Below are 26,789 nucleotides of genomic sequence, written 5' to 3'. Positions count from 1 at the left end.
CAGGAGTTTCACAGACAACTATCTGTTGTAATAATGATGTGAAGTGCGCATTGATGGGCTATTTCGGCAGAGTTGGTTCTCCAAGTCCGCCGAAATTTTCTATGTCGCGGGCTTTTAAATAAAAGAAAATCGAAAGGGAAAAACTAATGAGCTATGAAGGATATAACCTCCTTTACAACCTGTTCTCGCTGGGCATCGCGAGCATGTTGTTCACCACCATCTTTTTGTTCGTAGCACGTGAGCGCGTATTGCCTCGTTACCGCATGGCCGTAATGGTCTCGGGAACAGTTACAGCAATTGCCGCTTACCACTACTTCAGAATGTTTGACAGCTTCAATGAGACATTCGGACCCGAAGCAGTTGAGGGAGTCGTCTACAACGTCGGCTACCGCTACATCGACTGGTTCCTAACAGTTCCTCTACTGCTGGTTGAGACCATTGCCGTTTTGGCTTTGGCTCGCGCAGTTCAGACCAAGATGTTGGTAAGGCTTGTTCCTGCAGCCGCGCTAATGATTGGTCTTGGCTACCCAGGAGATGCACAGCTAAACCTTTTCTATGAAGGCGACGCGTCACTTTGGGGCTTGCTTTCAACCATCCCATTCCTATACATCCTTTACGTACTGTTCGTCGAGCTTGGCAAGAGCCTTGACCGTCAGCCAGCCGGGGTTGTAAAGAAGATCAAGGAACTACGTCTCCTTCTTCTTGCAACCTGGGGTGTTTACCCAATCGCGTTCATCGCTAGCATGAACGCAACCGGATTCGACGAGACATCATTCGTTCTTCGCGAAGCCGGTTACACCATCGCGGACATCCTTGCTAAGTGCCTATTCGGCCTAATGATCTTCACCATCGCTCGTATCAAGAGCGCTGCTGACGATGCTGAGTTTGCGAAGACCGAGTACAAAGAAGAAGTTTCAAAGTAGTTAGCACCAAGTAAAGAAACGGCGCTGGGAACATTCCTGGCGCCGTTTCTTTTTCTACAAGAATTTTAAAAACACATTTCAAAGGAGAAATGAATGTTCCAGAAAAAAATAGACTGGGATCTGATTCAGATAATTGTTCTGGTGTCATTGATGCCAGTCATGATACTGATTGGCGCCTTAGTGCCTAGCTTCTTCACCGACTACAGCTAATGTAAGTGAGTGCGAAAAAACATCGATCCAGCAGACTGGCAACAATTTGTTGCGGGCAGAAGAACAACTCGAGATTTTCTTGAAAAAACTGTCCCCCAAGAACTGATAGACCGGTTACTCACCGACGCTATGACAGCGCCCTCCTGGTCAAACACCAGGCCCTTTATGGTCGGTATTGCATCCGATGACCGACGAGACCGGATTTCAAAAGAATTTCTAAACCGCTGGCAGGCGGCCTCGGCCGCACTAAAGCCAGGCATCGCCGGAAAGCTCAAGCTTTTTATTACTCGCTATGGTCTCCCTAAATCTGACTACAAGGTTTTTCGTCCATACCCCAAAGACCTAAAGCCTAGGCAGCAAAAGGTTGGGGCCGACCTTTATGGCTTTATGGACATCAAGCGTGAGGACAGCAAGAAGCGTCAGGAACAATGGGGCCGAAACTATGAGTTCTTTGGTGCCCCGGTGTCGCTATTTATTTTCACCCACTCGGGCCTTGGCGAGTACTCAGTGTCCGATGCTGGGCTGTTCATGCAGAACCTGATGCTGTCGGCTCATGCCCACGGTCTTGGCACTTGTGCTCAAGGAGCAAGCGCGCTCTGGGCGGAGCCGGTGAGAAAAGAATTCAAGGTTCCAAAGCACTACAAATTGCTTTGCGGCATCGCCCTTGGTTACCCAAGCGATGACAAGATCAATAAGTTTCAGGCTGAACGCCTTGGCATCGACCAGATAAAGCTCGAGCCGAATGATTGATCTAACAGCTCCAGACTTTATAGATAATCCATACCCGGCCCTGAAGCTTCTTCGCGAGAAGGGTATGCCGCAGTGGCACGAACAAACCGGCACTTTTCTTGCGGCCGGCTTCAAGGATGCGAGCCAGGTTCTTAGGAATCGCGACCTCGGCAGAATCTTCGAAGAAAACACCCCCTCTAGCGAGTGGGAAACCTTCAACTGGCTCCACTCCGACTCAATACTTGACTCCGAACCACCGAAGCATTCCAGGTTGCGCTCACTAGTGATGAAAGCGTTCAACCCAAAGAAGATTGAAAGCCTTAGACCGGATGTCGAACGAATCACCAAAGAGTTGCTAGATGTAGCAGTCAAAAAACACGACGAAACTGGACAGTTTGACCTGATTGCCGATTACGCGGAGCCATTGCCAGTGAAGGTGATTGCTTTCTTGCTGGGCTTCCCGGTTGCCGATGAGCACTTGCTCAGGCCCTGGTCCCAGTCGATTGTGAAGATGTATGAGGTGAGCCCGAGCGAAACTGACAGAGACGAAGCGAAGCTCGCCTCAACACAGTTCGCCTCCTACGTTCACGAACTGATGCTTGAGCGCAAGAAAAACCCAGGCACGGATCTAATCAGTGAGTTGGCTCAAGTCGAAGAAGAGGGCGAGAAGCTAAACGCCCACGAGCTAATAGCCACCTGCGTCCTTCTTCTAAACGCTGGACACGAGGCTTCAGTTAATGGCTTCGGCAATGGGATGGTCGCGACGCTTCAAGATGCTGAGCAGCTAGCACTTCTAAACGCCGACCCTTTCGGCCTTGCCGACACGGCAGTTGACGAGTTTCTGAGATTCGATGCACCGCTTCACTTATTTGAGCGCACAGCAACCAAGGACACCGAAATCGGTGGGGTGGAGATTCTGGAGGGCCAGAAAATTGCAGCGCTGCTTGGAAGCGCAAACCGGGATGAGCGCGTATTCAGCAACCCGGATAAATTGGATCTAACCAGAAACCCAAATCCCCACATCGGCTTTGGTGCTGGCATTCACTTCTGCATCGGTGCGCCACTGGCAAGACTAGAAATGGCGATTTCACTGCCCAGGCTGATCGAGCAATTTGGCTCGCTCAAGCTTGCAGAAACTCCAGTCAGAAGACAAAGTTTCGTACTCAGGGGCTATGAAGAAGTCCTGGTTACCAACAACGCCTAGAAATAAAGCTGTGCGGAGCTCCTGCGAACCCTTGGTGGCTCCCCAGGGTCAGACCCGGTACAAACGCTCAGGCAGACCAGTCAACACGACTCGGGTCGACAGAGCCGCAGTCTGTAACGGTGCCAAAAAGTTGGCTCCGCCCACGAACGCTGAAGGTTCCTTCGGCTAGGCGGTTTCGAGCATTTCGCGAACCATAGGAACTACCTTGGTTGCGTATAGCTCGATGCTCTTTGAAAGCTTTGTGTGTGAGAGCGGACCCATGTCGTACTTCAAGTCAAAGCGGGTAGCGCCGACGGAGCTAAGGGCGTGAACGATCTTCTTCGCAACGGTCTCAGGTGAGCCGACATACATTGACCCGTGATAAACCTCGGACAAGAAGTGCTCTTTTGAAGTCGGGCCCCAGCCGCGCTCAAGGCCGATCTTCCCGAACGAAGCCTCATAGCCCGGCCAAGCCTCTTCGATGGCCTGGTCATCAGTTTCTGCAACGTGACCTGGAGAGTGAACCGAGACTGGCAACTCTGGCATGCCAAGCTTTGCAAGGGTTTCCTTATAAAGCCTTGCAAAAGGTTCGAACCTTGCTGGGTCGCCACCGATTATGGCAAGTGCCATTGGAATGTTTAGTCTGGCTGCTCGAAGCACCGACTCCGGCGAACCACCAACACCAACCCTGAGTGGCATCTGGCCAACCTCGGTCTTTGGATAAACCTGTTGATTTGATAGCCCGGCTCTCATGGATCCGGACCAGGTGACTGGCTCTTCTTTCAGAAGCTCCACAAGCAGTTCTAGCTTTTGCTCAAAAAGATCGTTGTAATCGGCTAGCTCGTAACCGAACAGCGGAAAGCTCTCAATAAATGATCCACGACCCGCGGTGATCTGAACCCGGCCGTTGGATAATGCATCGATTGTGGCAAAGCGCTGGTAAACCCGAACCGGATCTTCGCTTGATAACACAGTCACTCCGGTGCCAAGGGTTATGTTCTTGGTGGTGGTTGCAAGCCCAGCCAAAATTGTGTCAGGAGCGGTAACTGCAAAATCATCACGGTGGTGCTCGCCGATGTTGAAGTTATTAAGCCCCAACTCATCCGCCAGCTGGCCCTGAGCTAAAACATCGCGAATCACCTGGGCTGCAGAAACTGGATTTCCGCTCTCATCAAGAGAGACATTGCCGAAGGTATCTAGACCAAATGTGATGTTTTTCATCTGGATAGCCTAAGCGGTCTAGCTGGGAGAATAGGGCCGATCAATCGACGGCAGCGAGCTGACCGCAAGCCCCATCGATTTCCTTGCCGCGGGTATCGCGCAGGGTGGTTGGGATTCCATTTTTCTCAAGGGCAGAAACAAAGATGTCGGTCTGTTCCGGAGTTGAAGCTGTCCATACCGAACCCGGTGTTGGGTTCAGTGGAATTGGGTTCACGTGAACCCAGCCTTTGCCACGGTCATTCAGCTTTTGAGCAAGCAGCTCTGCTCGCCAACCGTGATCGTTCATGTCTTTTATGAGCGCGTATTCGATCGAAACTCTTCTACCGGTTTTCTCAAAGTAGCTTCTGGCAGCATCTAGGGCCTCATCCACCTTCCACTTTGAATTCACCGGAATCAGATCATCTCGCAGTTGATCATCTGGAGCGTGCAGGGACAGTGCGAAAGTCAAAGGCAGATCTTCTTCGGCTAGTTTCTTGATTCCAGGAACTAGGCCAACGGTTGACACAGTTATGTTTCTAGCACTCATTCCAAGGCCATTTGGTTGCGGTTCAACCATGGTCCTAATAGCGCTCATGACCTTTGAGTAATTTGCAAGAGGCTCACCCATGCCCATAAAAACGATGTTATTTACCCGCTCGTCGTCGTGCTTGCGCTTCCCTAAGCCGCCTGCCGCAATTAGCTCGTTGGCACGGACAATCTGATCAACAATCTCACCGGCCGACATGTTGCGAACCAGTCCCGCTTGCCCGGTTGCGCAGAACGGACAGTTCATGCCACAACCAGCCTGTGAAGAAACGCAAAGTGTGATGCGGTTTGTGTAGCGCATGAGAACCGATTCAACCAGTGCGCCGTCAAATAAGCGCCACAAGAATTTGACCGTCTTACCGTCATCGGTTTGCAGTCTCTTGACTTCGGTGAGCATGGTGGGCAGCACTTTGCCAACCAGCTCTTCCCGGCCAGTTTTTGGAAGATCGGTCATCTTCTCAGGGTCAGAGGTGTAGTGATCAAAGTAGTGGGTGGCAAGTTGCTTCGCCCTAAAAGATTCAATGCCTAGCTCTTTGACTCTGGCTGCTCGTTCACCTGGTTCGATGTCCGCTAGATGAAGCGGGGGCTTGCCGCGCTTGGGTTCTGCAAACTGCAATAACGGCTTGCCGGATTCATCTTTTTTCTGAGTCCAGCCCTCGGTTTTTGGCTTCACCTGACGGTTAGACATTGGACTCCTTAGACGCTGTCAAGTCTAGATGCCATGCGGCCACGGTGCTTAGTTGTCGGAATCTTTGTTTTTCTTTGGAGACCTGAAACTAAATGCCCTCCTCCCGTCTAGGCTTTTATAATGCTGAAGCGGCTAATTGAGATTTCTCGTCCGGTTCTATGGGTAAACACCATAGGAACCACCATCACTGGAATGTGGTTGGCGGGCTTTTTGTGGACCTGGGAAATCGTCCCAATCTTGATTTGGGTCACCTTCCCGATGAACATCCTGATCTACGGGATCAACGATATCTTTGACCAGGAAACCGACAACATAAACGCACGTAAGGGCGGTTATGAAGGTGCTCACATCTTCCCGAATGAAGTCAAGCCAATCTGGATAGCGGTGATTGTCACCAATGTTCCCTTTCTTGCCTACTTCGCCCTGACCTTGCCGCTAGCGGCAACCCTCTGGATGCTTACCTACGCACTGTTCTTCACTTTCTACTCTGCTCCTCCTCTCAGGTTCAAGGCCAGGAAGTATCTAGATGCGCTATCGAACACCGACTACGCCTTCCCGCTGGCCTTTGTGCCACTGGCTCTGGGCGTAGCGCCGCTTTGGTTGGCTGTTACTGGACTAATGGCTTGGTCAATTGCCAAGCACGCCTATGACGCGATTCAAGACATCCCCCAGGACTCTGATACCGGCATCATCACCACCGCCGTCCATCTTGGACCTAAAAACACAGCCATCTGGGCAACCTTCTGGTGGGGAATTTCAACGGTGCTGTTTGCGCTTGTTAACATTCCAGTTGCAATTGTGAATGCTGCAATCGCAGGCCTTTTGGTCTACGGAATCTTCAAAACACCATCGCCTGAAAAAGCACACGATCTTTATAAGTACTCGATCGCCTTTCCTTACATTGCGGGAGCCGTTGCCGGAGTTCAGTTGGTAACCGGTCTGGTACTAGGTATCTACCCGTAAAGAAGGAACCCATGAGCAAAGTAATCGTTCTAGGAGCAGGGCTCTCCGGCCTTGCAAGTGCCGCGCTTTTGGCGCGCGCTGGCCACGAAGTTACCGTTCTCGAGCGCCACGACTGGCTAGGTGGCAAATCAAGAAGAGTCACCGTCGCCGGCCAAATCATGGACACCGGCCCTGCTCTTGTAACCTTCACCGGAGTCTGGGACAAGCTTTTAGAAAGCTATGACCAGCTCGGGCAGAAGCAATCAAAAACTGCCCGCGAGATTGCAGACCTAGAGTTTGTAAAACTCAACGAACTTGGCAGGTATTACTACAAAGATGAAATAACTGACCTTCCTGTGAAGCCCGATCACAAGTGGTTTGAGCCTTGGCAGCGCTTTGAAAAAGAACACGCTCCGCTAACCGAACCAATCACCCAGCTGCTAACAAAGTTGCCGCTGGACCCCAAGGCGCTTCCATCGCTTGCGAAGATCCAAAAGCGCTACGGAATCAGGCTCACCACCAGCTGGTATCTAAATGCCCTCAAGTGGTTACCTCAGGACCTCAAAGACATCATCGCCATCCACACCCTGAATGCCGGAATCGCTCCTTCTAAAACCCTCGCGCTTTACGCCTCTATGACCGCGGTAATGGCAACCGATGGCATTCGGGTTCCAGTGGGTGGCGTCAACGAGATTGCCCAATCGCTCGGCAAGTTGGCAACAGCGGCCGGAGTAACAATCAATTTCAACGAGGAAATAACCAGCATCAAGAAACGATCCGTCGAAACCAAAAACGGCTTTTTTACGGCCGACTACATAGTTTCGTCCTTGGACCCGCAGGTATTCAAGTCTCTGATGACTGGGAAGCCTGCGCTCCCCGCAAGAATGCGGTCCTGCTCTGGAATAGCGATCTACGGAGTTTTAGCAAAGCCGCTACCCAAAAACACGGTCACCCACTCGGTTGTGATGCCGGATGACCCGAATGATCTTTATAAAAAGCTTGAAGGTAACCGACTGCCAAACCAAACCATGGCCTTTGTGAACTATTACAAAGCCCAAGAGATCTACCCGAATAACAAACCGACTGTTGCAGTTCTCCTAACGGCGCCAGCTGATGGCGGAAATTACGACATTCAGCACCCTTGGGTGAAACAGGAGATTACTCGAATCTCCAACAAGCTCGGCCTGAAAAAACCCATCACCGATTTATTTGAGGATCACATTGTTCTAGACCCTGCATACTTCGGTAGCTGGGGGGCACCAGGCGGAGCTCTCTACGGAGCGACGAAACCGGTTTGGCAATCAGGTCCATTTCATAACCCGCAATATATGAACCCTCTTAGGCCTTGGCTATACCGAGTTGGAGCTTCTGTGCACCCAGGCGGAGGAATACCGGCCGTCTTGGGCGGTGCTATGAATTCAATAGCTCCGCTACTAAAAAAGGACTAGTTTTTTTCCTCTTCAGCGTCAACCGACTCTGCGTCCTGAACTAGGTCTGCCTCCAATGGCTTACTAAGTGATTCATTCAAAGACTTGCGCCTTGCAATAATCACCTCTTGCTCAGGGGTAATCAGCCTGGCTGTTTCCTCAAGGAAGGCTTCGATGGCATTTGCCTGCTGAGGCAACTTAGACAACCTGTATTCAGCCTCGGCGATTGCCTCACGGGCAATGTCCAACGACTTCATCGCAATAGCTTCTGCTCGAGCACGGGCATCGGAAATCAGAGCAAGTGCCATGCCTTGAGACTCTGAAGCCATGCGGTCAGCCTCACGCCTTGCATTATCCAAAGTCTCTTCAGCGTTCTCAACCAAAGAGCTCGCCTCTTGGGTTGCTGCGGCAAGCTCGCGCTCAGCCTCATCGCGCATCTGCTCAGCCTCGGACTGAACCTTACGGAAAATCTCCAGTGACTGCTTCTCGCCGACATCGATCTTCTCTGAAATCTCAGATTCGATTTCAGCATTGCGCTTTAGGACTCTCGAGTTCTCGTTCTGAATACGCTCAACTTCGCTTTGAAGTTCAGCCTTGACCTTCGAAACATAGTTGTCGGCGTCAGAGCGAATTACATTTGCCTCTTTAGATAGCCTTGCGCGCTCTGATTCAACACGCTGCATCTCATCTTCGGCTGCATCAAGAGTCTCTCTTGATTCCTTATTAGCACTAGAAACGACCGACTTCGCCTGACGTTTCGCAGCAGAGATCGCTTTTTCAACTTCGTCCTCGACCTCGAACTTCATGCGCTCAACTTCGGCCTTGGCAGTCTCGCGAAGCTTTACTGATTCTTTAGCCGCATCATTCACAAGCTTCGCAGCTTCTGACTCGGCAAGTCTTAGAGTCTGCTCAAACTGAGCTCCAACCTGGGCATAACCAGGTGAGCGATTGAGCTTCGCGGACTCTTCTAGTTCAACGATCCGCTCGCGAAGGGCGTTCTGCTCCCGCATGGCCATTGAGTTGTATTGCTCAATCTCAGCTAGATTCTTCTGCAGCCAGGCAACGTGGCGATCGACCTCAGCACGGTTATACCCGCTGATGGCCGTACCGAAAACTTTTTTTGTTTGCTCGGTCATTTATTTGCTAACTTCACTCATTTATTCAGGTTACCCCAGAAATAGTCATCAAACAACGGTTGGTTTGTAGTTAGACCTTGTTTGTCTTGGTGCCAGCCTTCGGCTTTGCTGCCGGTTTCTTGACTGCAGTGGTTACTTTTTTAGCAACTGGTTTTGCAGGAGCCTTCTTCGAGGCGGTCTTAGTTGCCGTCTTCTTCACTGCCGCCTTGGTCGCTGCCGGCTTCTTGGCTGGGGCTTTCACAGCAGTTGGTTTCTTTGCAACAGGCTTCTTCGCAACGGGCTTGGGGGCAGCTTTCTTAGCCGCAGGCTTCTTTGAGGCAGTAGTCACTGTCGGCTTGGCAGCTGGCTTCTTTGCCACTACCTTGGGGGCAGCTTTCTTTGCAGCCGGCTTGGCAGCAGGCTTCTTCGAGGCGGCGGGCTTTTTTGCCGCTGGCTTTTCGCCAATAGTGACTTGCTTGGCTTTGGCCTTCAGGGTTGCAGCTCGCTTCTTGGCTGCAGTGGCCTTGCGGCGCGCTGTTTCTACATCTTTTAGTTCAGCCAAAGCCTCGGGAGCCATAAATGTGAGGTCATTCTGATCAAGCTTGGTGTCTTGAGATCTTCTTGCTTCTAGGCTCTTGCGCCAAACATTTAGGCTGACCGCAAATTTCTCAGCGTCTGGATCCCTAAAATCAAGCTCGGGTGATGCCGCAGAGCCCTTAGAGACAGTCTTGCCTCTTCGCCACTTAAGCATTCGCATCTACCTTTGGATTAGTTCGGATGTCCGAACATCTCTGCTCGGATGCCGCAAGTTTGATTAGCTTCCTGTTTGGTTAGTGTAGCTCACCCCTTTTTTTGGCGGCAGTGTTTTAGTGGGGTTTACCGCATTGACAGGCGAATTTAACATGCTTTTCACCCGAGACAATCCCCAAGAGCCATACCCGTAGAGGATCTCCAGTTGTAGCTCCAGCCCTGTTTTGTCGATTGTCAGGCCCCTTTTGGACTTTCATGCACTGGAGGGCCTCACACGCACCACCCAAACGCCAAGCAGAAAAATCGGGCTGCAAGATTACAAAATCCTAACGGGCTAGCCACCTGTAGTACAGACGTCCTGCCAATCGCCTCAAACTCCCTAACCTTAGAGCCCACCTCACTGGTTGACTTGTCTGTATCGACCAGAGAAACTTGGCCTCTTTATTGACTAGTAGCGAAACTGCGCCGAGTTCCAGAATCTCGTCAATCAATTCAGCAGCTGGGCCAGTGCCTGCAAGATAGTGGAACAGTTGCGCGTCCCTATCGCTAAAAAGTAGAGTGCTGATGTAGTCGGATCCAAAAAACTGACTGAGAGAATTCTCAAAATAACTTTTAGGAAAGTAGCTTTGCGCCTTGCGGTCTGAACGTGTGTCCGAGATCCAAACTATTATCGAGACGAAGTTAGCAGAGCGCTTATAGTTCCCCAAAACTGACATGAGCTCAGTTCTCTGAACATGATCAATTGTGGAAAAATCCAAAACTGCATCGAATGCCTGGTCATCGCTCAGTGTTCGAATATCTCCAGAAACAAAATCGAGGATTGGAAAATTCCGTTTCGCCAAATCCAAGATGTTGTCATCAATTTCAATGGACCGGGCAAAGTTTCCTTGGCTGAGAACAGGCATTAGTGGGATGCTATGGGGAAATATCCTCGATTCATTGTGTGAATCGGTCTTCAGAATACGCAGCCCTCGTCTGGAGAAAATCTGCGCGAGGTCAAAATAATATTTATAAATCTGTGGGTAGCTGAAGGTTAGTTGCTTCTGCGTTTCGAAAGATTTGCTTGAGACTGGCACTAGTAGGGGTTCTCTTTCTGCAATCTAGAGGTGCGTAAGGTAGATGCGGAGTCATCAAAACAATAGCCCAATCTTTTTTTGGCGGCAGTGTTTTAGTGGGGTTTACCGCATTTATTCGGCGTTCAGAGACTGTTCAAGTATTCCTAAGGTTGGAAGATCCGGCTCATACCTAAACACTCCAGTCCAGGACCCATTTACGGCCTCGCCGGAGATGATAATCCCGTTTTCAATAAATACCGTGAAGTCGCCGTAGCCTTCGTTTGTGAGCGTCAACTGGTTGTCGCCCTCAACAATCACAGTCGCATCATCCTTGAGCATCATCCAAGCGCTATAGACAGTAAAGAGCTCTGGCTGCTCGATAGGGATCACGTCTTCAAGCTCTAAGTTATAAAGTGCTGCCACAAAATCGCCACCTGGCTGATAGGTCAGGATGTAGCGGTCACCCGAGGAGGTAACCTCCTCGGTCATGCCTTGAGAAAGCCAAAGTTGATAGCTTGCTTCAACAGCATCTAAGACATTCGCCTCGACAGCTGTCTCTGGCGTAGTAGCGGAGGCTGTTACTTCAGGTGCAGTGCTTGAAGCAACCTCCGCTGGAGCGCAGCCAGCAAGGCCAACAGCCAAAGAGAAACCTGCAACTAGAGCAAGGGGTATAAGACTTTTCTTCACCCCTAAAGGTTAGCCGAAGATAGAGCTAACTAGTTAGTTGGCCGGAGTCTTCAGGACCAGCAGCACCCTGCCGTTATAGCTTCTGGCTTTGGTTGTCTTTGATTGGTACCAGGTTGAGAGTTTCGGGTTTAGTTCCTTGGCGTAATCGCAGGCTTCTTTGGCTCGTTTTCTAACAACCAGGTTCATCCTGTCAGAGGTCCCCACAAGACGTATTCCCGTGCAGATGAACTTCTCGGCGTTTGGGTTGTCTTTGACAACTGCCTCGATCTCAGCTTTTTGAATGCCACTCAACAGAATTGCTCTACCGACAGCGTCGGTAAGAGTCTTTTGGGTTGGAACATATTTAGCATCAGCCTGCGCTGGGGAAAGCCCCAAAAACACCAGGCCCAACAAAGCTACAGCTACGATCAACTTCTGCATTGGCATCTCCCTAATAAGAACTACCACGAGGTTTGAACCAGAGCTGTGGGACGAAGATTCCTAGTTAGCATGCATCGGTGGTTTCGAAATCTTAAGTACCTGAATTTACCCGATTTTTCTGACTAATTCCTCGAAATCAAGAACTTCGATGGCCCTGCCGTCAGGTCTCTCGTAGGGGCTCGAAACTCCAGTGAAGTTTGGTATTTCCCCGGATCTCGCCTTTTTGTAAAGACCCTTGGGGTCTCTTTTCTCGCACTCCTCAAGAGGAGTAGCAACGTAAATCTCCTGGAATCTACCTGCTCCAATTATCTCACGGGCCATTTGCCTATCTCTTTGGTAGGGGGAGATTAGCGCTACGGATACGACAAGCCCAGCATCCGCCATAAGCGAAGCGATTTCAGCCGTTCTTCTAATGTTCTCTGACCTATCCTCCTCGGTGAAGCCAAGATCTCTATTGATCCCAAGGCGCAGATTGTCGCCGTCAAGCACGAAATGTGGGACACCCTTGGCATGGAGCTCTTGGCTAAATTTGTTAGCAAGGGTGGATTTGCCAGACCCCGAGAGCCCTGTGAACCAGAACACTTTCCCACTGACTCCGGTTAATTGCTCGTGCAGGGCAGGGGTCACTGCGAACTGATGCTCCGTAAGGTTCTCGCTGCGATTGAGATGATAGTTGACAGTCCCTACGGCCACGGTCTGACCGGACTGAGGCTCAACAAGCACGAATCGCCCCAATTCTGAGTAAGTATCGAAAGCCTGCAGCGGCAATGAGCCCGTCAGCGAGAGATTGCAGCGCTGAATCTCGTTCGTCAGAATACTCGGTGACTGTGCATCTTTTTTATTGGTCTCTATATCTATTCGGCTGATCTTTGTTATCGAAGCGCTTGAAATGCTAGATGCTGACTTGAGTATGTACTTGCGCCCTTTTACCCCCTTTTCCGTGTGGAGCCAGATGAGATCAACCTCAAATTGATCATGGCTTTTAAAATTCTCTGCGGATAGTAGATCGCCGACGGCTACGTCAAGTTCTCTATTTATTACTACTGAAATTGAGCTACCAGGTTCCGCACGTTCACATGGGACGCCATTGTTTAGAAGCTGCTCTACTTGCATTTGCTGACCATTGACAAATAGGTTTTGTCCGACCTCTAGGACGCCGTCTCGAAGTGAGCCAAGGTATCGGCGTCCACCGCCTGGAATTCGCTGAACGTATTGAACGATTAGTTTCGCACTGTCGCTGGCCCTTGGTCTTCGCTCAATCCCGTCTAGGGCCTCCATGAGCGTAGGGCCGATGAACCAAGACAACTTGCTTGATGGTCGAACCACATTCTGCCCCTTGAGCCCGCTCAGGGGAACTGATTGGTGATTTATTGGACCAAAAGTGGTCTCACGCTCTTCAAGAAGGGTCGAAATGCTTTTAGCAATTTGATCGAATGTTTTCTTGCTAAACCCAACAAGATCGATCTTATTGATCGCGAATATGACATCTCGAATTCCTAGCCGAAGCGCGATGTCTAGGTGAAGCTTGGTTTGAGGCTTTAAGCCTGCCGTCGCATCAACAACCAACAGCAGCGCATCGCTTCCGGCGCAAGCCGTTGCCATATTTCTGGTGTACTGCTCGTGTCCAGGTGAGTCAGCTATTTGATATCTTCTTGTTTTCGAATCAAAAAACCTGTGGGCAACATCTATTGTGATTCCTTGCTCAAGTTCGCTTTCGAGGCCATCAAGGAGGTCTGCGATCCTATTTGGATCAAAGTTCTTGTTGTATTGATCATCGTAAATACTGCCAGTGTCTAGGAGTAGCCTCGCAAGAACCGTGGATTTGCCGTCATCGACTGATCCGGCTGAGGTGATTTTGAAAATCTCATTTGGCATCAGAAGTAACCTTCTCGTTTCTTCTGCTCCATGCTTGCTCCTCGGTCGGAATCAATAACCCTAGAACTTCGCTCGCTAACCCTTGTGCTGCTGAGCTCCTCAAGAATTTCTGGCAGGTTTTGTGCCGAAGAAAGAACGCCTCCTGTTAGCGGATAACACCCAAGCGTGCGGAATCGTATGGGGTCAAAACGAACCTTCTCTCCAGGCTCAAGTCGAAAACGCTCGTCATTGACCATGATCAGCGAACCGTTTCGCACTACGTAGGGGCGACGCCTTGAAAAATACAACGGCACGAGAGGAACTGCCTCGTTCTCTAGGTACTTCCAAATGTCTATCTCGGTCCAATTTGATAAAGGGAAGACTCGCATCGTTTGGCCGTTTGTCAAAGTTGTGTTGTAAAAGTCCCAGAGCTCTGGCCTCTGATTTTTTGGATCCCAGCCGTGGTTTGAGTCTCTAACTGAAAAGACTCTTTCCTTCGCTCTTGATTTCTCTTCATCTCGCCTAGCGCCGCCAAAAACAAAGTCGAAGCCATGCTCATCCAGAACCTGCTTCAGTGCCTGCGTCTTTGTTATGTCGGTGTGGACTGCTGACCCTGAGTCGAAAGGATTGACATCGGCTGCAATCGCATCAGGGTTGATGTGAATAATCAAATTCAAATCTTCCCGGGATTCCATCCATCTCCTAAATGCATACATTTCTTGGAATTTCCATCTGGTGTCAATCACTACCAGCGGGAAAGGAATTGGCTCAGGCGCAAAGGCCTTTTCGGCGAGGCGCAGCATGGCCATGGAGTCTTTGCCCATGGAAAAGAGCATTGCTGGCTTTTCGGCGGCCGCGACTGCCTCCCGGATAATGTATATGCTCTCCCGCTCAAGCTCGATTATGTGCTTTTCAGAAACTACGCTTTGCGGCGCCTGTTTTTTAGGTGAAAATTCAGTCGGAGGGTGTGTGGCATCCAGAATCTCATGATGGCCAACTTTAGACACGTCCTGCAACAATTCGCGCACAGCACCATGAGGTATGAGCATCAATGGCTCGGATATTTCAGTCAGAGCCCGGCTCACCTCTTCGGCGGTGAGGCCACTAATCGAGCGAATTTGAACATGGCCGCTAAAGTCGGTCAGTGCCAGAAGTGATCTGTCGCTAGTGAACTGCAGCACCCTAGCTTTGACCCTCTTGGATGCCAGCCAGTCCTTCATGTGGGTTCTCGTGAGAGGGTTTAGGCCCCGGCCTTGGCCATCGGTTACTTGAGCCATGTCAGATACTAGCGGCCCGTGTAGCTTCGCCATGGAACGCAATATCTGGCGCCTGGAGCTACTCCCACCCATTTCACTCGCTACATCGGAAGCAGAGAACCAACGGGTCTCATTAATTAGCCCCTTGGCTGCCTCTTGGAATGTCTGAGTTTGCATAACTTTCGAGAATAACAGATTTTGAAAACTTTTTCTGATATCTGTGTCTTGAGTTCGCATTTTATGTCAAACTCATGACATGTTAGCCGAAATAAGTTACGTATCGATGGCCTTTGCTGTCGGCGTTCTCGTCGGACTAACAGGCGTTGGAGCCGGTGCAATCATGACGCCAGTCCTGGTGATTGGGTTTGGAATAAACCCAGTTACGGCCGTAGCGACTGACTTAGTTTTTGCGGCCGTAACGAAAACCTCAGCGGCTTTTGTTCACGGAAAAGCTGGATCCGTCGATTGGGTCAGCGTTCGTAAGCTCTGGGCCGGGAGCATTCCCGGGGTGTTACTAGGCATCCTCGCCATGGTCGCATTTCTTGGAGAGCAGATCTGGTTGATTTTGGCCCTGTTGGCATGTCTGATATTCATCACGGGTATTTCGATGCTTCGATCCAGAGGGGTTGTCTCTGTTGGAGGAATCAGCTCCAGGTGGGCCTCTTTATCTGGAGGGTTTATAGGATTCGCGGTTGCGACCACATCGGTGGGGGCTGGTGCCCTGGGAATGAGCGTTCTGAGAAGGCTCTTGGGTGACCAGAATCCAAAACGTCTTGTGGCAACAGATATCGTTCATGCGATTCCGATTGCGCTATTGGCAGGGGCAAGCTATTCAATCGCCGGCTTTTTGGACTGGCGACTCCTTGTTTTGTTGCTGCTTGGCTCTGTCCCAGGTGCGATCTTCGGCTCTTTGCTATCTGAAAAGATAAACGCTGTTCTGCTCAGAAAGACATTGGGTGGGGTTTTGGTGCTAACTGCCGCTGGGTTGACACTCAAGCTCTTTGGGGTCATTGGATAATTAAGTCCTTGCTAGATGCGGCAATGAAGCCTGGGTTTTCCCAGTCCGCTTTTGTGTAACTCAAACTTTCGAGAGAGCCTCTCACAAACACCCCTCCGCCAGACGCAAGAGATTCCATGGCAGGAAGGGTAACTACTCTTTTTAGGGCCCTGGCTCCAGAAGCTGCAGATTCGTTTCCCACCTGAAAAGACTCAGCTACCAGCAGGACCTCGATCCCGTCCGTAAAGCCTGTGGATGAAATCCTAAGTACGCGAGACAGGGCCTTCGATGAAACGACAATGATGGCAAGCAAAACCAAAGCGGCACACCTTCTGGCATTTAACGACATCGCTGCAGGCCTGGCGGTGAGAAAACTCACAAATAATGCGATTATGGGGAGAGGGTCGGAATCCAAATGACTAAGTTTTTTTTCCTGGCTCAATATGGACTCATCTGTAATCAAGGAAGTGTCTTCAAGTTCCTCGCCTGACCCATGTAACAAGTAACTCAATGGTGATCACGGTCCCTTTTCGATACCCCAGAGCTGCCTAAGGTTCCAGTCCGGGAAGCGATTGTATAAAAACTCATAAGTCGATTCGTAGGACTTGCGTATGGTCGATTCGAAAGCTGAATTGACGTCAAATAAATGCATGGCGGGATTGATCTTTTTTTCGAAGTTGGGTTCTTTGTAGTCAATTTTCAAGAATGAACAAAGCTCGCTGAGTTTATCTTTCGTAAAAAATGATTCGTAGGCCGCGTAGTAAACCCCTCCCGGCGCAAAAATTGAATCCAATGCGGTCACAGTGTCTTCGTACTTTGTCCTTATGGCAGCCGACTCAGAAACTGCAAAATCCTCGAAGGTCATCGGGGATTCAAATCCGGGAGTACGCCGGAGCTCCATCGCGTATGCCGATCTAAGACGAGATAGCGGTTCACGCACGATGAACACCGGCTTCAAATCGAAGCCTGCGTCCTCGACCCGTGTCTTTATGACCTGAAGATGACTTGCTTTAAGCCGTGCATAGCTCGGTGTGATGTCTCCAACAAGCACCGTGCCAGACGATTGCTCTGCCAGAGAGGCAAAGTGCGGAAAATATTCATCCGGAGTCCCCATGAGCCGCAACGCCGTGGTCAGGTTTTTTCGCATCGCCTTATTGCTTGGTTCGAATTTTCGAATGCCGCTTTTTTCGAGCTTACGTAGTCGCTCCTGGTAACCAAGCCTCCGGGTTTGGTCTTCCAGAAAAAGAGTGTCCCAGAAGCCAAACTCCTTCCAGCCGCCCATGTTCGCCTGAGGGTGGGTGGAAAGATATTCGAAGAGCCAAGTTGATCCTGCTTTTTGGGCGCCCAAGCCCAGAATGAATGACTGGCGTCTCAACGCTGCTCAAGATTCCGGGGCTCTGGTGGCGCCGTGAGATGATCCCCATTCAGGTAAATCCTAGACATTTCAGAATTTGCCTCCCGGAAGTGTTCGCGAACCATCGAGGCTCTCTTTCTGGAAAGTCTTAGCCTCGACTTGTCTAGTTCGATGACGGGGCGCAGAAATGCTAGGAGGCGTGATCTAAGCCTTGCTCTTGCTTTTATGTACGGTTGTTTGCCTTCGGCTTTCCAGGTCCAGGCTAGAAAAAGGGCATTCACGAGTCGGACGATATGTATTGAGACTTTCCCATAGCTCCTGTTGTCCGAAGTCGGTGGAAATGCTAGACCCTCCACCTTGGGCATAAATTTCTCGGCGAAGTGGCTTCTAACGTCCCAGGCGCCGGATCCACGATAAATATTTACTGAGGGAATTTTCCCGAAAAATTGACTCCATTGTTTCAGCCGGTCAGAGTCAGCACTCGGAGATATGCTCAAAAGTTTACTTACCGACCGGCGCAGTGATAGATGGTTGCCAGCTTTTACCTGCATGCTCCATCGTGATGTTGCAAGTTCAACCTGATCCCTCAGGTATAACACCACTTGGCACTCGGTGAAATTGATGCGGCACCACTGGGCAAATTGTTCTATTTCCTCACCACGCAGGCGCTCCCAAAGCTGTTCCGATGTCAAGATAAGTGTGTGACAATGCGCCGGGCTGGCTCTTATTTCCCTGATAATTTCTTCCATAAAGCGTGTCTCTTGGAGGAATTTGCGTTTCTCTGCTTCGCTCCTAATGCCCCTTTCCCGGTGCCAGTAACTAGCGGCCGAAGGCCCTGCCGTTGAAAAGACAACTGCCAGTCCCACGTTATTAGGCGAACCTGCCGAATCCAGCAGCCTGAACCCCTGAGCCTCTAAGTGACTCCTGTTCGAGTAGAGGAAGCTTTGGAGACTCGTGGTGCCAGTCTTAGCTTTGCCTATGTGCAGTATTAGTCTCATGGCCGACTTATTCACCTATTGGGAGGAGTTTGATGGGTTTTGCGGCTCAGGACCTCGCCGAACACTTCATAGTCCAGTCTGTAAATCTCGCGAACCCTCTCGATAACTTTCGAGTTAATACCTAATGGAATGTTCCGGTCACTTGTCTGTGAGCGGGTAAGAGTGGTCGGTCGTCCGAGCAATTTAGTCAGGTAAAGTTCGAAGTCTTGACTCTCCTTGTCCAAGTACAGGTGATCATAGAATTGTGCCCCCAATCCCAAGTAAGTAATTTGAGGAGCACTGTGGTGCATAATCGTGGGCAGGGCCTTTTGGTAAGCAGTCAGGTTCTCAACAAAGTGCTCGAAGCTAGGGTTTGGATCGATTCCAAGCTGAGACACCATCGACCATTGAGCTAACTCTTTGTCGTGTTTTCTGATGACCCGGTTTCGGTATACCGATGCCAGGCGCTCGAGCGGATCCCTCACGAAGCCAATTTTCAAATATTGAGCTCTCGGAACCTTTCTCCACTGGTTTGCCCCCGACCATTGTGCTAACTTCTTTTCATTTTTTCTGATGACCTGGTTTCGGTATAACTGCGCCATTCGGTCAACCAGATCGGGCACGAATCCACTTGTTGAATATGTAGCAGTGCGGGGCACACCAGGAAAAGATTTTGTGGGATATAGGTCGTGAATGTGGACAATCTTCGAATTTGGAAACAATGAGGGTTCGAACTCTTGATCGAAATCAATCTCAAAAGCTAGTTGTTTGAGTGAGGTCGAGAGTACTTTTGGGCTGACGAAAATTTCTAAAGCCAACCTGTGTATTGGTATACTCGTGGCAACGGTCCTAAGTGCCCACATAACAAAGTACTTTCTTTTCCCAGGGGGGGCGCATTTACAATCAGTCATTGAGACGCGCTGCTGCTAAAACCCTACAGGTTCGGTGGCTCTCCACAGGATCCCAGTCGAAGTCGGTTTCATTCTTTAGCCTCCTGCCAACTAGGGTTTCTCCGGACGGTGAACGCGACCCAGAGGAGCCAATTCCGAACGACATTTACAAAGCTATGGAAGATGCAAGCCATGCGAGCGATAAGCGTCTAGTTGTCGGCCTGCACACTAAACATCTCCCACTGGCTCACTTGATAAAACACTTGGGAGCATTGGGCGATTTGTCCCTTGCTGAACTATGGTCTGACACCCTTGATGAGTCGGTTGGGTTTGTGATAAACGCTTCGGCAGTCAGGACTAAAGCAACCAATTCCAATCGTGAAGCGAGTCATCAAGGCCCGCTCCGCCGAATAGTTCTTAGCACCTCAGGCTCTAATGGGCCAAGTAAAAGTGACCATTCCTGGGTTTTCCGAGCCAGCGACACTTTCGACTTGACAACTTATCAACCAGTTCCCGGTGACATTTTGAGCGTTGACTGGGATTTGGTCGAAATAGGGTCTTTGGTTTCTCCGTTCGATTACCTATCGAAATCAACGACCCCTGCGGGTGCAATGCTTCGTGAGCTCTCAGCAATCACGACACCGCAGAATGGCTATGGACCAACTGCGACCAAACCATTATCACTTTCAGATGTAGAGGTTGTAGCAGTTACAACTCACCGGTATCGGTCTGTTCGAGAGTTGCTCAAATCCATCAGGTCAGTGTTGGGGAATGAAATTGGAGTTACCGTTGTCGTCCAGGGGCCAAGAACCCTGCGGTGGTCATTGCTGGGTCATCGATTCAATGCGACTGTAATTCACACGGATTGGGATGCCGGCCTCTCTGCCTCAAGAAACTTAGGCGTAGCGAACTGCCAAAGAGAATTGGTTTTCCTAATGGATGACGACTTTCAAATTGACGAACGCTGCCGACTATCCGCGGCTTTGCAAATTTTGGACCAAAACCAAGACATTGCCGTACTCGGGGGTAATTTACTGGATGTACCTAGCTGGAATACTCCCAGAAACAGGGAGAGGTCTCAAGGGTACGCTTTGAAAATGCTCTCCGGTCGTCCAAATGTACGCTTGCTCAGGCTTGAGGATGGGCCAAGGAGGAAAATTTATTCTAATCCAAGCACCTATTTCGAGGATTGCGACGTAGTGGATAATTTTGCCCTGTTTAGGCGAGAGTTGGTTTTTGGCCGCGGTGCTTCATGGTCCGAACGCCTCAAGATAGAGTCCGAGCATCTGGACTTTTACCTCAGACTGAGCTCAATGAAGATTGGACGGGTGGCCCGAACCAACGCGTTGAAGGTCAGGAACGTGCGAGTGCAGGACAGTCGATTCCGGAAGCTTAGAATGCGTTCCGAGTTTTGGTTCTACTTCTTTGACGATCTTGAGCTTAGTTCTTTCGAGATCCATGGTGAACGAATCCGTTCGAGGGCAGTCGATGGCAGGCACGCTGTTCTGCGCTACAGAGATAGAAAGATAATTTTTGACTCAAAGCCTTCAGGCGGCGAATCATGAGGTTTGAAAATATCTTAAATCGCATTGCTATGGACCCGACCCCGACCTCAGACTACGCCTACTTCAAGAATCTGGGAGTTGCAGTCTGCTTCATACGAAAAAATGGCAGCAGCTTTTTGAAACATTACATGTCCTGCCTAGATCAAGGAAAGGAATTCCAGCCCCCAACCACAAATCCGCATGTGCCCAGGAAGAGAGACTCTCTGAACGCACGCACATCGAATTTGAGAGAAATTTCAGCGATTTTTTCTGACCCATCAATCCCTAAGGTTGTCATCGGAAGAAACCCGATTTTGCGACTTGAATCCGCCTATAGATCGAGAGTAAAAGTGCACAACCTCGAAAGTTATAACTCTGACTACTCCGGAGGCTGGGTCGCAATTCGGCAGCAAATTCTCGGATGGAAACTTGGGAGCTGCGCTGCGGACCCTGTCGAAGCGGTTTCAAAAGGGATTTCATTTCAGGAACTCGCGGAGTACGTGGTCTCAACCCCTTCCTGGGAGCTAGACCAGCACTACTCTCCTCAAGTTTATTTTGCAGCAACGGAAGACGTAGAGTACAGCCTGGTCGGAAAATTAGAACAGCTGGACTCTTTCCTGTCGGATTTGAGCGAATTGGTTGGCAAACCGCAGCTTGAAGTGCCTGATGGTTATCGAGTTAACTCCGCGAAAGCTTCTGAAGAATCCTTGGCTCTTTCAGGCGACTTGAAAGCCAGAATCGAAGCGAGATTTTCTGCTGACTTTGAATTTTTTGGATACCAATCATGATGTCCAAGCCATCAATTTCTGTCTTGGCAATTTCCAACACCGTCGAGGCATCACGAAATTTAGTTTCCTCGATCCGATTGTGTGGTCTTCCAAACATAGAAATCGTAGTTCTCGCGCCCGATTTCATGGTGCGTGAATCTCACCTTCTGGGACCTGAATGGGAAGGAGTCAGTATTCGTTCAAGAGATAAAAAACTAGACAATCTCGTTGAACTCGATACTGACTACGTGCTGGTGATTCCGCCTGCAAACACAGTTTCAATAAGTGGACTTTATGCGGCAGCGGCGATGCTAGAAGAAGATAAGGGGCTATCCGAGGTTGGTGGGTTATGCGTGGACCTTGATGGTTTAGTGGAAAGCGGAGCGTTTAAGGAGCTATATCGAGACCCTGACAAGAATGTTGCGGTGGCTCCGATTGAGACCACCCGCCCACTTTGGCTGAAGTCCGGACCCTTCGCTGCTACCAGTGCTGATTTCTTGGGCGGGCTCAGTCTTGTCAGGCGAGCGCATCTAGCAGGACGCCATTATTTCAACGGCTCTCTGCCGGCAAGGGCACTTGCCTGTCCGGACCCCGAAAACTACAAAGCTCTGGTCTTCTCAGGACTTGTAATGACGACAGTGTCTGGATTCGACCTTTCGTACGGAGAGGACGGAGATGTGGAAGTGCTGCCTGCAGACGCCTACACGCTATGGAAAAACTGCTCCAAGTCCGAAGTCAGAGTGCTACATCAGGGCCATGCGCTTCGCAATGATGACTTGGAGAAAGTATTTTTCTTCGCTGATCGAAGAATTAGGGCCGTAGATGACAGGCCTACCGGAGGCTCCGCTCGTGCGGGCCACTACTATAAACTCCCTTCCACAACTAGCCAATTAGGGTACGGTTCACGGGTCGCTCTCGGCCAAGCTCTCCAGGTGAATAGGGGTTTAAAAAAGCAAGAAGTTGGCGATTTTTCTACACCAGAAGAAAATCTGTTGAGATTAGCGAGGAGATTGGTCGCACGTGTACCAGAGCCAGTTGTCAGATTGGTGATAAGGGCAATTGAAAGATTGAGCTAAAGGTAACAAACTTTTCAGCGTCTGCCCAGGTGCATGGGTCTGGTACCGGAACCACTACAAGCTCTTCTCTTCTCTCTCATGCAAAATAGCCCAGACTCGCACTTACGAAACTGGGCTATTGCGTCGAATGAGTATTCGAGTATTTGCTTGTCTCTGTCTGTCACGCGAAGCCGCAAAAACTTCTCACCGCATCTAGTCTCGGGCAAGGCTGAAGGGGGTAGAACATTGCTTTGGACCGGAATTCCAAAAACTTCGACTCTGGCTACAGGAAGCACAAGTTTGCAATCAATGAATTTGCTGTATTGGAAATACTAGATTAAGACTACGACGGGTATGCAGTAATCACACAAATCAACTTGAGATATTGACCTACTGACAAACGGCGGTCCGCGCCTACGGTCCACACCATCACTGGACACTTGGGCTCTTTGGTCGCGTGAACCCGGCCCCAGCGCTATGATTTGCAACCGATGGAGCGTATGACTATTGACACAGAACTCATTTCTCGGCACTCAAAGTTCATGGGCAAAATCATGAAATTTCGCCGACCTAGACTTACTAACTCCTGGGATATCGAATGGCCCGCACCGAAGTTAGGTTATTCGATTCAACTATCGACCAAGGCCGGCGGAATTAAATAGGACATGGGCGTCCGAAGGCAAATCTGGACCACTGCGCCGAAAATATTTGGAGAGCTGACTTCACTCCTTGGTAAGATTAAGAGGGATTTAAACACCGGTGGTATTGCGAAACTCCGGAGGGTATGAGTTTTTTGCAGTCGAATCTCACTCGATTTGATTCTCAAGCTGGGCGAGTGCCTGCGGGAAATGGAGCCCTCGTGCCTTTTAGTAGGATGAAATTCGTTCCTGTCCTTAGGCAGGGCTGGATATTGGGCTCGCGGGATTACAAGCTCATAGGTATTGGGAGTATTCTCGGCCCATTATGGCCAACAATTACGCTAGCAATAAGGGTCATCTTGATCGGCTATGTGTTCGCAATAGTCCTAAATACGCGTCAAGATGATTACCTCCCTTGGCTAGCAACGGGATGGGCAAGCTGGCTCATGATCTCTTCCAGCATAAACAACGGCGCCATGGCGTTTGACAATTCAAAGCGCCTCATGCTCTCGATTCCCATCATTCTCGAGAGCTTCGTAGTCAGGGTAGTGACCAAGCAATTACTAATTTTCCTTCAGAACCTCGTGGTTGTGTTGGTAGTTATGCTCGTCTATAAAGTGCCCGTGACTTTTGCATTGCTCTTGGTTGTTCCGGGCCTCCTGATTTCTGGAGTTTTCCTAACTGGGCTAGGTATGATTTTGGGACCCCTTGTTAGCAAGCGTAAAGACTTCGGGCAACTTATATCCTCTCTTATGTCAGCAATGTTCTTTGTTCTACCAATTGTTTGGCAGCCTGACAGCATAAAGACTGAGGGAGCAAACCTCATAATCGGGCTAAACCCTCTCTATCACTACTTACAGATAATTAGGCTGCCCCTTATGTCTGAGGTCCCCACGGTCCTTAACTATTCGCTCGCAGTTCTTGGGGCGATTGTTGCCGTCGGCGTGGGGGCATTAGTCATGGCTAAAGTTCGCGACAAATTGGTTTATTGGGTATGACATCTTTAGAGCTAACAAATGCATGGGTGGAGTTTCCTCGAAAACTGAGGCGCAATGTGGAGCCTGTAATAGCGCTGCAAAATATAAATTTGACTCTCAGCCAGGGGGATCGTCTAGGAATTTTAGGCCTAAATGGATCAGGTAAGACCACCTTGCTGAGGCTGATCTCAGGCGTTTATCCGCCTACTCGAGGCGGTCGAGACGTGACCGGAGAGATCAGTTCGCTGTTGGATCTTGGGTCGCACCTAAACGGCAGGTCGACTGGTCGCGAATATATCCTGTTTCGAAGCAGGCTAATGGGTCGCCCGAAAGCGCTGGCAATGGCCACGCTTCAGGATGCAATTGAATTTGGCGGGCTATCCGCATTTATCGATGAGCCAATCGACTCCTACAACTCCGGCATGAGAATGAAGCTCCTGTTTTGTCTCGCCACTGCAGTTCCTCCAGAAATTCTGGTAATGGACGAGTGGCTTGGTGTCGGAGACCAAGATTTCGAGACTCTTGCAAAACAAAGGCTTTCATCCTTCGTAAACGGTGCAAAAATACTGGTACTCGCCTCCCATTCCAAGAGGCTCCTTGAGGATTCCTGCAACAGATTCCTGCTAATGGAGGGCGGTGGCGCCAGGGAAGTCGCGAGTTTGGATGAATATTTCGAAAATAATCGATGAAGGAGCACTCTTGTCAAGAAAAGCAGAAATGACAGCAGGCCGACTGCGATCGAGAATGACCAGGCCGGAGGTTACAGCCAGAGAGAAGCTTGAACAGTTCTGTAAAGTCCTTACTTACCCGTGGTTAAAACACCTATGCTCCGGTTTGGTGAGGTCATTCAGTGCCTGGCGTGGAGAATTGCACCAGATCCCAACTTAGTCAGAGAGGACTGCGCCAAAGTTTGAGTCAGAACGTTGGGCACGTGTCCTCATTCACGCTGGGTCAAACCCAGGGCCTAAGTGTAATTTCTTCAAACCACGAAGTTATTATTCTTCAGACCTGCTTTAGACCGAAATACGCAAACGTAGTCAACTAGGAATCCGGATTCTTTAAAAAATTCTTTCTAGCTAAAAATGTCAGGGACGGGGCATCCTCAAGTAAGTAGACCCCGGACGGTTTCTCTCTTTACTCCGCGAAGCGGGAATCTTTATAGAACCGTGCGTTAGCTAGCCAGAGGACTGACCTTAAATGACTAACCCCAGCCCCGAAGGCCCGGGGTTAGTGGTTATTGAGCTACTAAGTAGTAATGACTACTTGGTGCTTAACTCGAATGTCTCCACCTTCACACCATCAATGCCGATGGTGGTAACAATGTCGTATCCAGCTACGGTGTAGCGAACTACACGCTCGAAGTCAGATGCAAGTGAGTCAACGTGGATCCACTTACCAGCAACGATTGCGCTCATTCTCTTGCCTTCATAGCTCTTTGCATAAAGCAACCAATACCCGAATGCGACATGCGCGCCTACCTGGGCGCTGGGGCTAAGCTTGGAACCAGGCCGGGAAGCCAATTGGGAGGAAATTTGCATGGGAGCTAAGAAAGTAAGACTGCTCATTCAAATACCCTGCTTGAACGAAGAAAAAGACATCGCGGCGGTCCTGAAAAGCATCCCAAGGCAAATTGATGGCGTCTCGGAGATCAAGATAGTTGTTATTGATGATGCTTCAACCGATCGAACTATTGAGATTGCGGAGGCAAATGGTGCTGACTTCATCCTCAAGAAATCGAGAACCAGAGGGCTTGCAGATTCGTTTCGACTGGGACAAGAGTTCTCCCTGTCTACAGGCTTCGACATTCTCGTCAACACAGACGGCGACAACCAATACAACCAAGAAAAAATCGGGGAACTAATTGGTCCGATTCTCTCCGGCGAGGCCGAGATAGTCATTGGCGACAGGGGCACGTGGAAACTCAACCACTTCAATTTTGCTAAGAGGGTGCTACAGAAACTCGGCTCCAGAGTAGTTAGCTCTGTTGTAGGTACTCGAATTCCTGATGCAGCATCGGGATTCAGGGCGTACACGCGCGTCGCAATCGCAAACATTTTCATCACCACCCGCTTTAGCTATGCAATGGAGTCAATAATTCAAGGTGGCAACAAACGCCTACCGATAGTAAGTATCTTTACTGGCGCAAAGGTCGTGCAACGGCCCTCGAGGCTCTTCAAGTCTTCTTTTCAGCACATCAAGAACTCTGGCTCTGCCATCCTCAAAGGCTTCTTGATGTATCAGCCCCTGAAAATCTTTTCTTGGCTGGCATTTGTTCTTTTCGTCGGCGGTAGCATTCCAATGATCAGGTATCTAGTTCTGGTTGGGACAGGAGCCGCAGGTAGCCACCTACAATCGCTGCTTCTTGGTTCACTAATGATCTCAACAGCAGTGCTTTTTATGGTGCTGGGGCTGGTTGCCGAATTATCTAGGGTGCACCGACAGCTCTACGAAGAGCAGTCATCCATGTTGCGACTATCCGGAAGTCGAGACATAAAAGAGGTTCTCGAGTTTCACGGAGCGGTGATCGTGAAAAGCGGTACCCCCCCTGAAGCTCAGAACCTAAGACACATTAGAGGCCGCATCTAGGCGGGGCTCAATAGATAGG

General features: G+C 50.0%; 26 protein-coding genes. 12 read left to right on the top strand and 14 right to left on the bottom strand.

Translation table 11 applies throughout. The features are described 5' to 3' along the window. The first annotated feature begins 146 nt into the window (after positions 1-146). The 3 genes from IMCC13023_RS01945 (at position 147) to IMCC13023_RS01935 (ending at position 3,066) form a co-directional block, all read left to right on the top strand. Positions 147-923 (top strand): bacteriorhodopsin-like, encoded by a 777-nt coding sequence (locus tag IMCC13023_RS01945; protein ID WP_040324815.1) that lies wholly within the window; start codon positions 147-149, stop codon positions 921-923. A 219-nt stretch (positions 924-1,142) separates the two neighbouring features. After that, positions 1,143-1,883, top strand: a complete 741-nt coding sequence (locus IMCC13023_RS01940) for a nitroreductase (protein ID WP_007540673.1) — start codon at positions 1,143-1,145, stop codon at positions 1,881-1,883. Next, positions 1,876-3,066 carry a cytochrome P450 gene (locus IMCC13023_RS01935; protein ID WP_007540672.1) on the top strand — a complete coding sequence of 397 codons (1,191 nt, stop codon included), beginning with the start codon at positions 1,876-1,878 and terminating at the stop codon, positions 3,064-3,066. The genes IMCC13023_RS01940 and IMCC13023_RS01935 overlap by 8 nt, the downstream gene beginning before the upstream one ends. Before the next feature lie 165 nt (positions 3,067-3,231). Here IMCC13023_RS01935 and IMCC13023_RS01930 read toward each other — a convergent pair whose 3' ends face one another. Next, positions 3,232-4,266 carry an Atu2307/SP_0267 family LLM class monooxygenase gene (locus IMCC13023_RS01930; protein ID WP_007540670.1) on the bottom strand — a complete coding sequence of 345 codons (1,035 nt, stop codon included), beginning with the start codon at positions 4,264-4,266 and terminating at the stop codon, positions 3,232-3,234. A gap of 40 nt (positions 4,267-4,306) precedes the next feature. Continuing rightward, positions 4,307-5,479, bottom strand: coding sequence for a dual-specificity RNA methyltransferase RlmN (rlmN, locus tag IMCC13023_RS01925; protein WP_007540669.1), 1,173 nt, complete (start codon positions 5,477-5,479; stop codon positions 4,307-4,309). 120 nt (positions 5,480-5,599) lie between these two features. Here rlmN and IMCC13023_RS01920 point away from each other — a divergent pair, with 120 nt between their 5' ends. Together IMCC13023_RS01920 and IMCC13023_RS01915 are read left to right on the top strand one after the other, a co-directional pair. Further along, complete coding sequence (locus IMCC13023_RS01920; protein WP_007540668.1) at positions 5,600-6,442, top strand: UbiA family prenyltransferase; 843 nt, start codon at positions 5,600-5,602, stop codon at positions 6,440-6,442. Positions 6,443-6,453: 11 nt separating this feature from the next. Continuing rightward, positions 6,454-7,869 (top strand): phytoene desaturase family protein, encoded by a 1,416-nt coding sequence (locus IMCC13023_RS01915; RefSeq protein WP_007540667.1) that lies wholly within the window; start codon positions 6,454-6,456, stop codon positions 7,867-7,869. Here IMCC13023_RS01915 and IMCC13023_RS01910 read toward each other — a convergent pair. The 7 genes from IMCC13023_RS01910 to cysD form a co-directional block, all read right to left on the bottom strand. Continuing rightward, the gene (locus IMCC13023_RS01910; RefSeq protein WP_007540666.1) at positions 7,866-8,984 is read right to left on the bottom strand and encodes a coiled-coil domain-containing protein; all 1,119 of its coding nucleotides are present in this window, start codon (positions 8,982-8,984) and stop codon (positions 7,866-7,868) included. The two genes, IMCC13023_RS01915 and IMCC13023_RS01910, sit on opposite strands and share 4 nt — an antisense overlap. A gap of 70 nt (positions 8,985-9,054) precedes the next feature. Further along, on the bottom strand, positions 9,055-9,714 hold the full coding sequence (locus IMCC13023_RS07355; RefSeq protein WP_193353053.1) for a hypothetical protein: 660 nt from the start codon (positions 9,712-9,714) through the stop codon (positions 9,055-9,057). Positions 9,715-10,039: 325 nt separating this feature from the next. Next, positions 10,040-10,618, bottom strand: a complete 579-nt coding sequence (locus IMCC13023_RS01900; protein ID WP_040324814.1) for a class I SAM-dependent methyltransferase — start codon at positions 10,616-10,618, stop codon at positions 10,040-10,042. A gap of 282 nt (positions 10,619-10,900) precedes the next feature. Beyond that, entirely contained in the window at positions 10,901-11,455 is a 555-nt protein-coding gene (locus IMCC13023_RS01895; RefSeq protein WP_007540663.1) for a hypothetical protein, read from the bottom strand. A gap of 33 nt (positions 11,456-11,488) precedes the next feature. Next, on the bottom strand, positions 11,489-11,875 hold the full coding sequence (locus IMCC13023_RS01890) for a hypothetical protein (protein ID WP_040324811.1): 387 nt from the start codon (positions 11,873-11,875) through the stop codon (positions 11,489-11,491). A gap of 105 nt (positions 11,876-11,980) precedes the next feature. Then, positions 11,981-13,750, bottom strand: a complete 1,770-nt coding sequence (cysC, locus tag IMCC13023_RS01885; protein ID WP_007540661.1) for an adenylyl-sulfate kinase — start codon at positions 13,748-13,750, stop codon at positions 11,981-11,983. Then, on the bottom strand, positions 13,750-15,162 hold the full coding sequence (cysD, locus tag IMCC13023_RS01880; RefSeq protein WP_249859685.1) for a sulfate adenylyltransferase subunit CysD: 1,413 nt from the start codon (positions 15,160-15,162) through the stop codon (positions 13,750-13,752). The genes cysC and cysD overlap by 1 nt, the downstream gene beginning before the upstream one ends. Before the next feature lie 79 nt (positions 15,163-15,241). Here cysD and IMCC13023_RS01875 point away from each other — a divergent pair, with 79 nt between their 5' ends. Continuing rightward, on the top strand, positions 15,242-16,003 hold the full coding sequence (locus tag IMCC13023_RS01875; protein WP_040324809.1) for a sulfite exporter TauE/SafE family protein: 762 nt from the start codon (positions 15,242-15,244) through the stop codon (positions 16,001-16,003). Here IMCC13023_RS01875 and IMCC13023_RS07305 read toward each other — a convergent pair. Genes IMCC13023_RS07305 through IMCC13023_RS07300 form a run of 4 tightly spaced genes read right to left on the bottom strand, consistent with a single transcriptional unit; the run spans position 15,993 to position 19,176 of the window. Then, complete coding sequence (locus tag IMCC13023_RS07305; RefSeq protein ID WP_157775962.1) at positions 15,993-16,493, bottom strand: hypothetical protein; 501 nt, start codon at positions 16,491-16,493, stop codon at positions 15,993-15,995. The two genes, IMCC13023_RS01875 and IMCC13023_RS07305, sit on opposite strands and share 11 nt — an antisense overlap. 6 nt (positions 16,494-16,499) lie before the next feature. Next, a complete protein-coding gene (locus IMCC13023_RS01865; RefSeq protein ID WP_007540656.1) occupies positions 16,500-17,357 on the bottom strand; it encodes a sulfotransferase in 858 nt (285 codons plus the stop codon). Continuing rightward, positions 17,354-18,334, bottom strand: coding sequence for a hypothetical protein (locus IMCC13023_RS01860; protein WP_007540655.1), 981 nt, complete (start codon positions 18,332-18,334; stop codon positions 17,354-17,356). Before IMCC13023_RS01860 ends, IMCC13023_RS01865 begins: the two co-directional genes overlap by 4 nt. 11 nt (positions 18,335-18,345) lie before the next feature. Then, complete coding sequence (locus IMCC13023_RS07300; protein ID WP_050816706.1) at positions 18,346-19,176, bottom strand: sulfotransferase family 2 domain-containing protein; 831 nt, start codon at positions 19,174-19,176, stop codon at positions 18,346-18,348. Positions 19,177-19,475: 299 nt separating this feature from the next. On the opposite strand from IMCC13023_RS07300, the gene IMCC13023_RS01850 reads away from it, so the two are divergent. From IMCC13023_RS01850 to IMCC13023_RS01830, 5 genes are all read left to right on the top strand, one after another. Beyond that, the gene (locus tag IMCC13023_RS01850; RefSeq protein ID WP_162097424.1) at positions 19,476-20,768 is read left to right on the top strand and encodes a glycosyltransferase; all 1,293 of its coding nucleotides are present in this window, start codon (positions 19,476-19,478) and stop codon (positions 20,766-20,768) included. Then, the gene (locus IMCC13023_RS01845; RefSeq protein WP_007540651.1) at positions 20,765-21,535 is read left to right on the top strand and encodes a sulfotransferase family 2 domain-containing protein; all 771 of its coding nucleotides are present in this window, start codon (positions 20,765-20,767) and stop codon (positions 21,533-21,535) included. The genes IMCC13023_RS01850 and IMCC13023_RS01845 overlap by 4 nt, the downstream gene beginning before the upstream one ends. After that, the gene (locus IMCC13023_RS01840; protein ID WP_007540649.1) at positions 21,532-22,590 is read left to right on the top strand and encodes a hypothetical protein; all 1,059 of its coding nucleotides are present in this window, start codon (positions 21,532-21,534) and stop codon (positions 22,588-22,590) included. The genes IMCC13023_RS01845 and IMCC13023_RS01840 overlap by 4 nt, the downstream gene beginning before the upstream one ends. An 838-nt stretch (positions 22,591-23,428) precedes the next feature. Further along, complete coding sequence (locus IMCC13023_RS01835) at positions 23,429-24,205, top strand: ABC transporter permease (protein ID WP_162097423.1); 777 nt, start codon at positions 23,429-23,431, stop codon at positions 24,203-24,205. A gap of 56 nt (positions 24,206-24,261) precedes the next feature. Continuing rightward, the gene (locus IMCC13023_RS01830) at positions 24,262-24,873 is read left to right on the top strand and encodes an ABC transporter ATP-binding protein (RefSeq protein WP_157775959.1); all 612 of its coding nucleotides are present in this window, start codon (positions 24,262-24,264) and stop codon (positions 24,871-24,873) included. A 570-nt stretch (positions 24,874-25,443) separates the two neighbouring features. Here the strand turns inward: IMCC13023_RS01830 and IMCC13023_RS07295 are convergent. Beyond that, positions 25,444-25,599 carry a hypothetical protein gene (locus IMCC13023_RS07295; protein ID WP_157775958.1) on the bottom strand — a complete coding sequence of 52 codons (156 nt, stop codon included), beginning with the start codon at positions 25,597-25,599 and terminating at the stop codon, positions 25,444-25,446. Between the two features lie 121 nt (positions 25,600-25,720). On the opposite strand from IMCC13023_RS07295, the gene IMCC13023_RS01820 reads away from it, so the two are divergent. Next, positions 25,721-26,770 (top strand): glycosyltransferase family 2 protein, encoded by a 1,050-nt coding sequence (locus IMCC13023_RS01820; RefSeq protein WP_007540642.1) that lies wholly within the window; start codon positions 25,721-25,723, stop codon positions 26,768-26,770. Positions 26,771-26,789: the final 19 nt, after the last annotated feature.

The organism is Candidatus Aquiluna sp. IMCC13023 (assembly GCF_000257665.1).
Taxonomy (GTDB): domain Bacteria; phylum Actinomycetota; class Actinomycetes; order Actinomycetales; family Microbacteriaceae; genus Aquiluna.
Note: the sequence above shows the minus strand (reverse complement) of the source record. Positions and strands in the feature narration are given on the sequence as shown.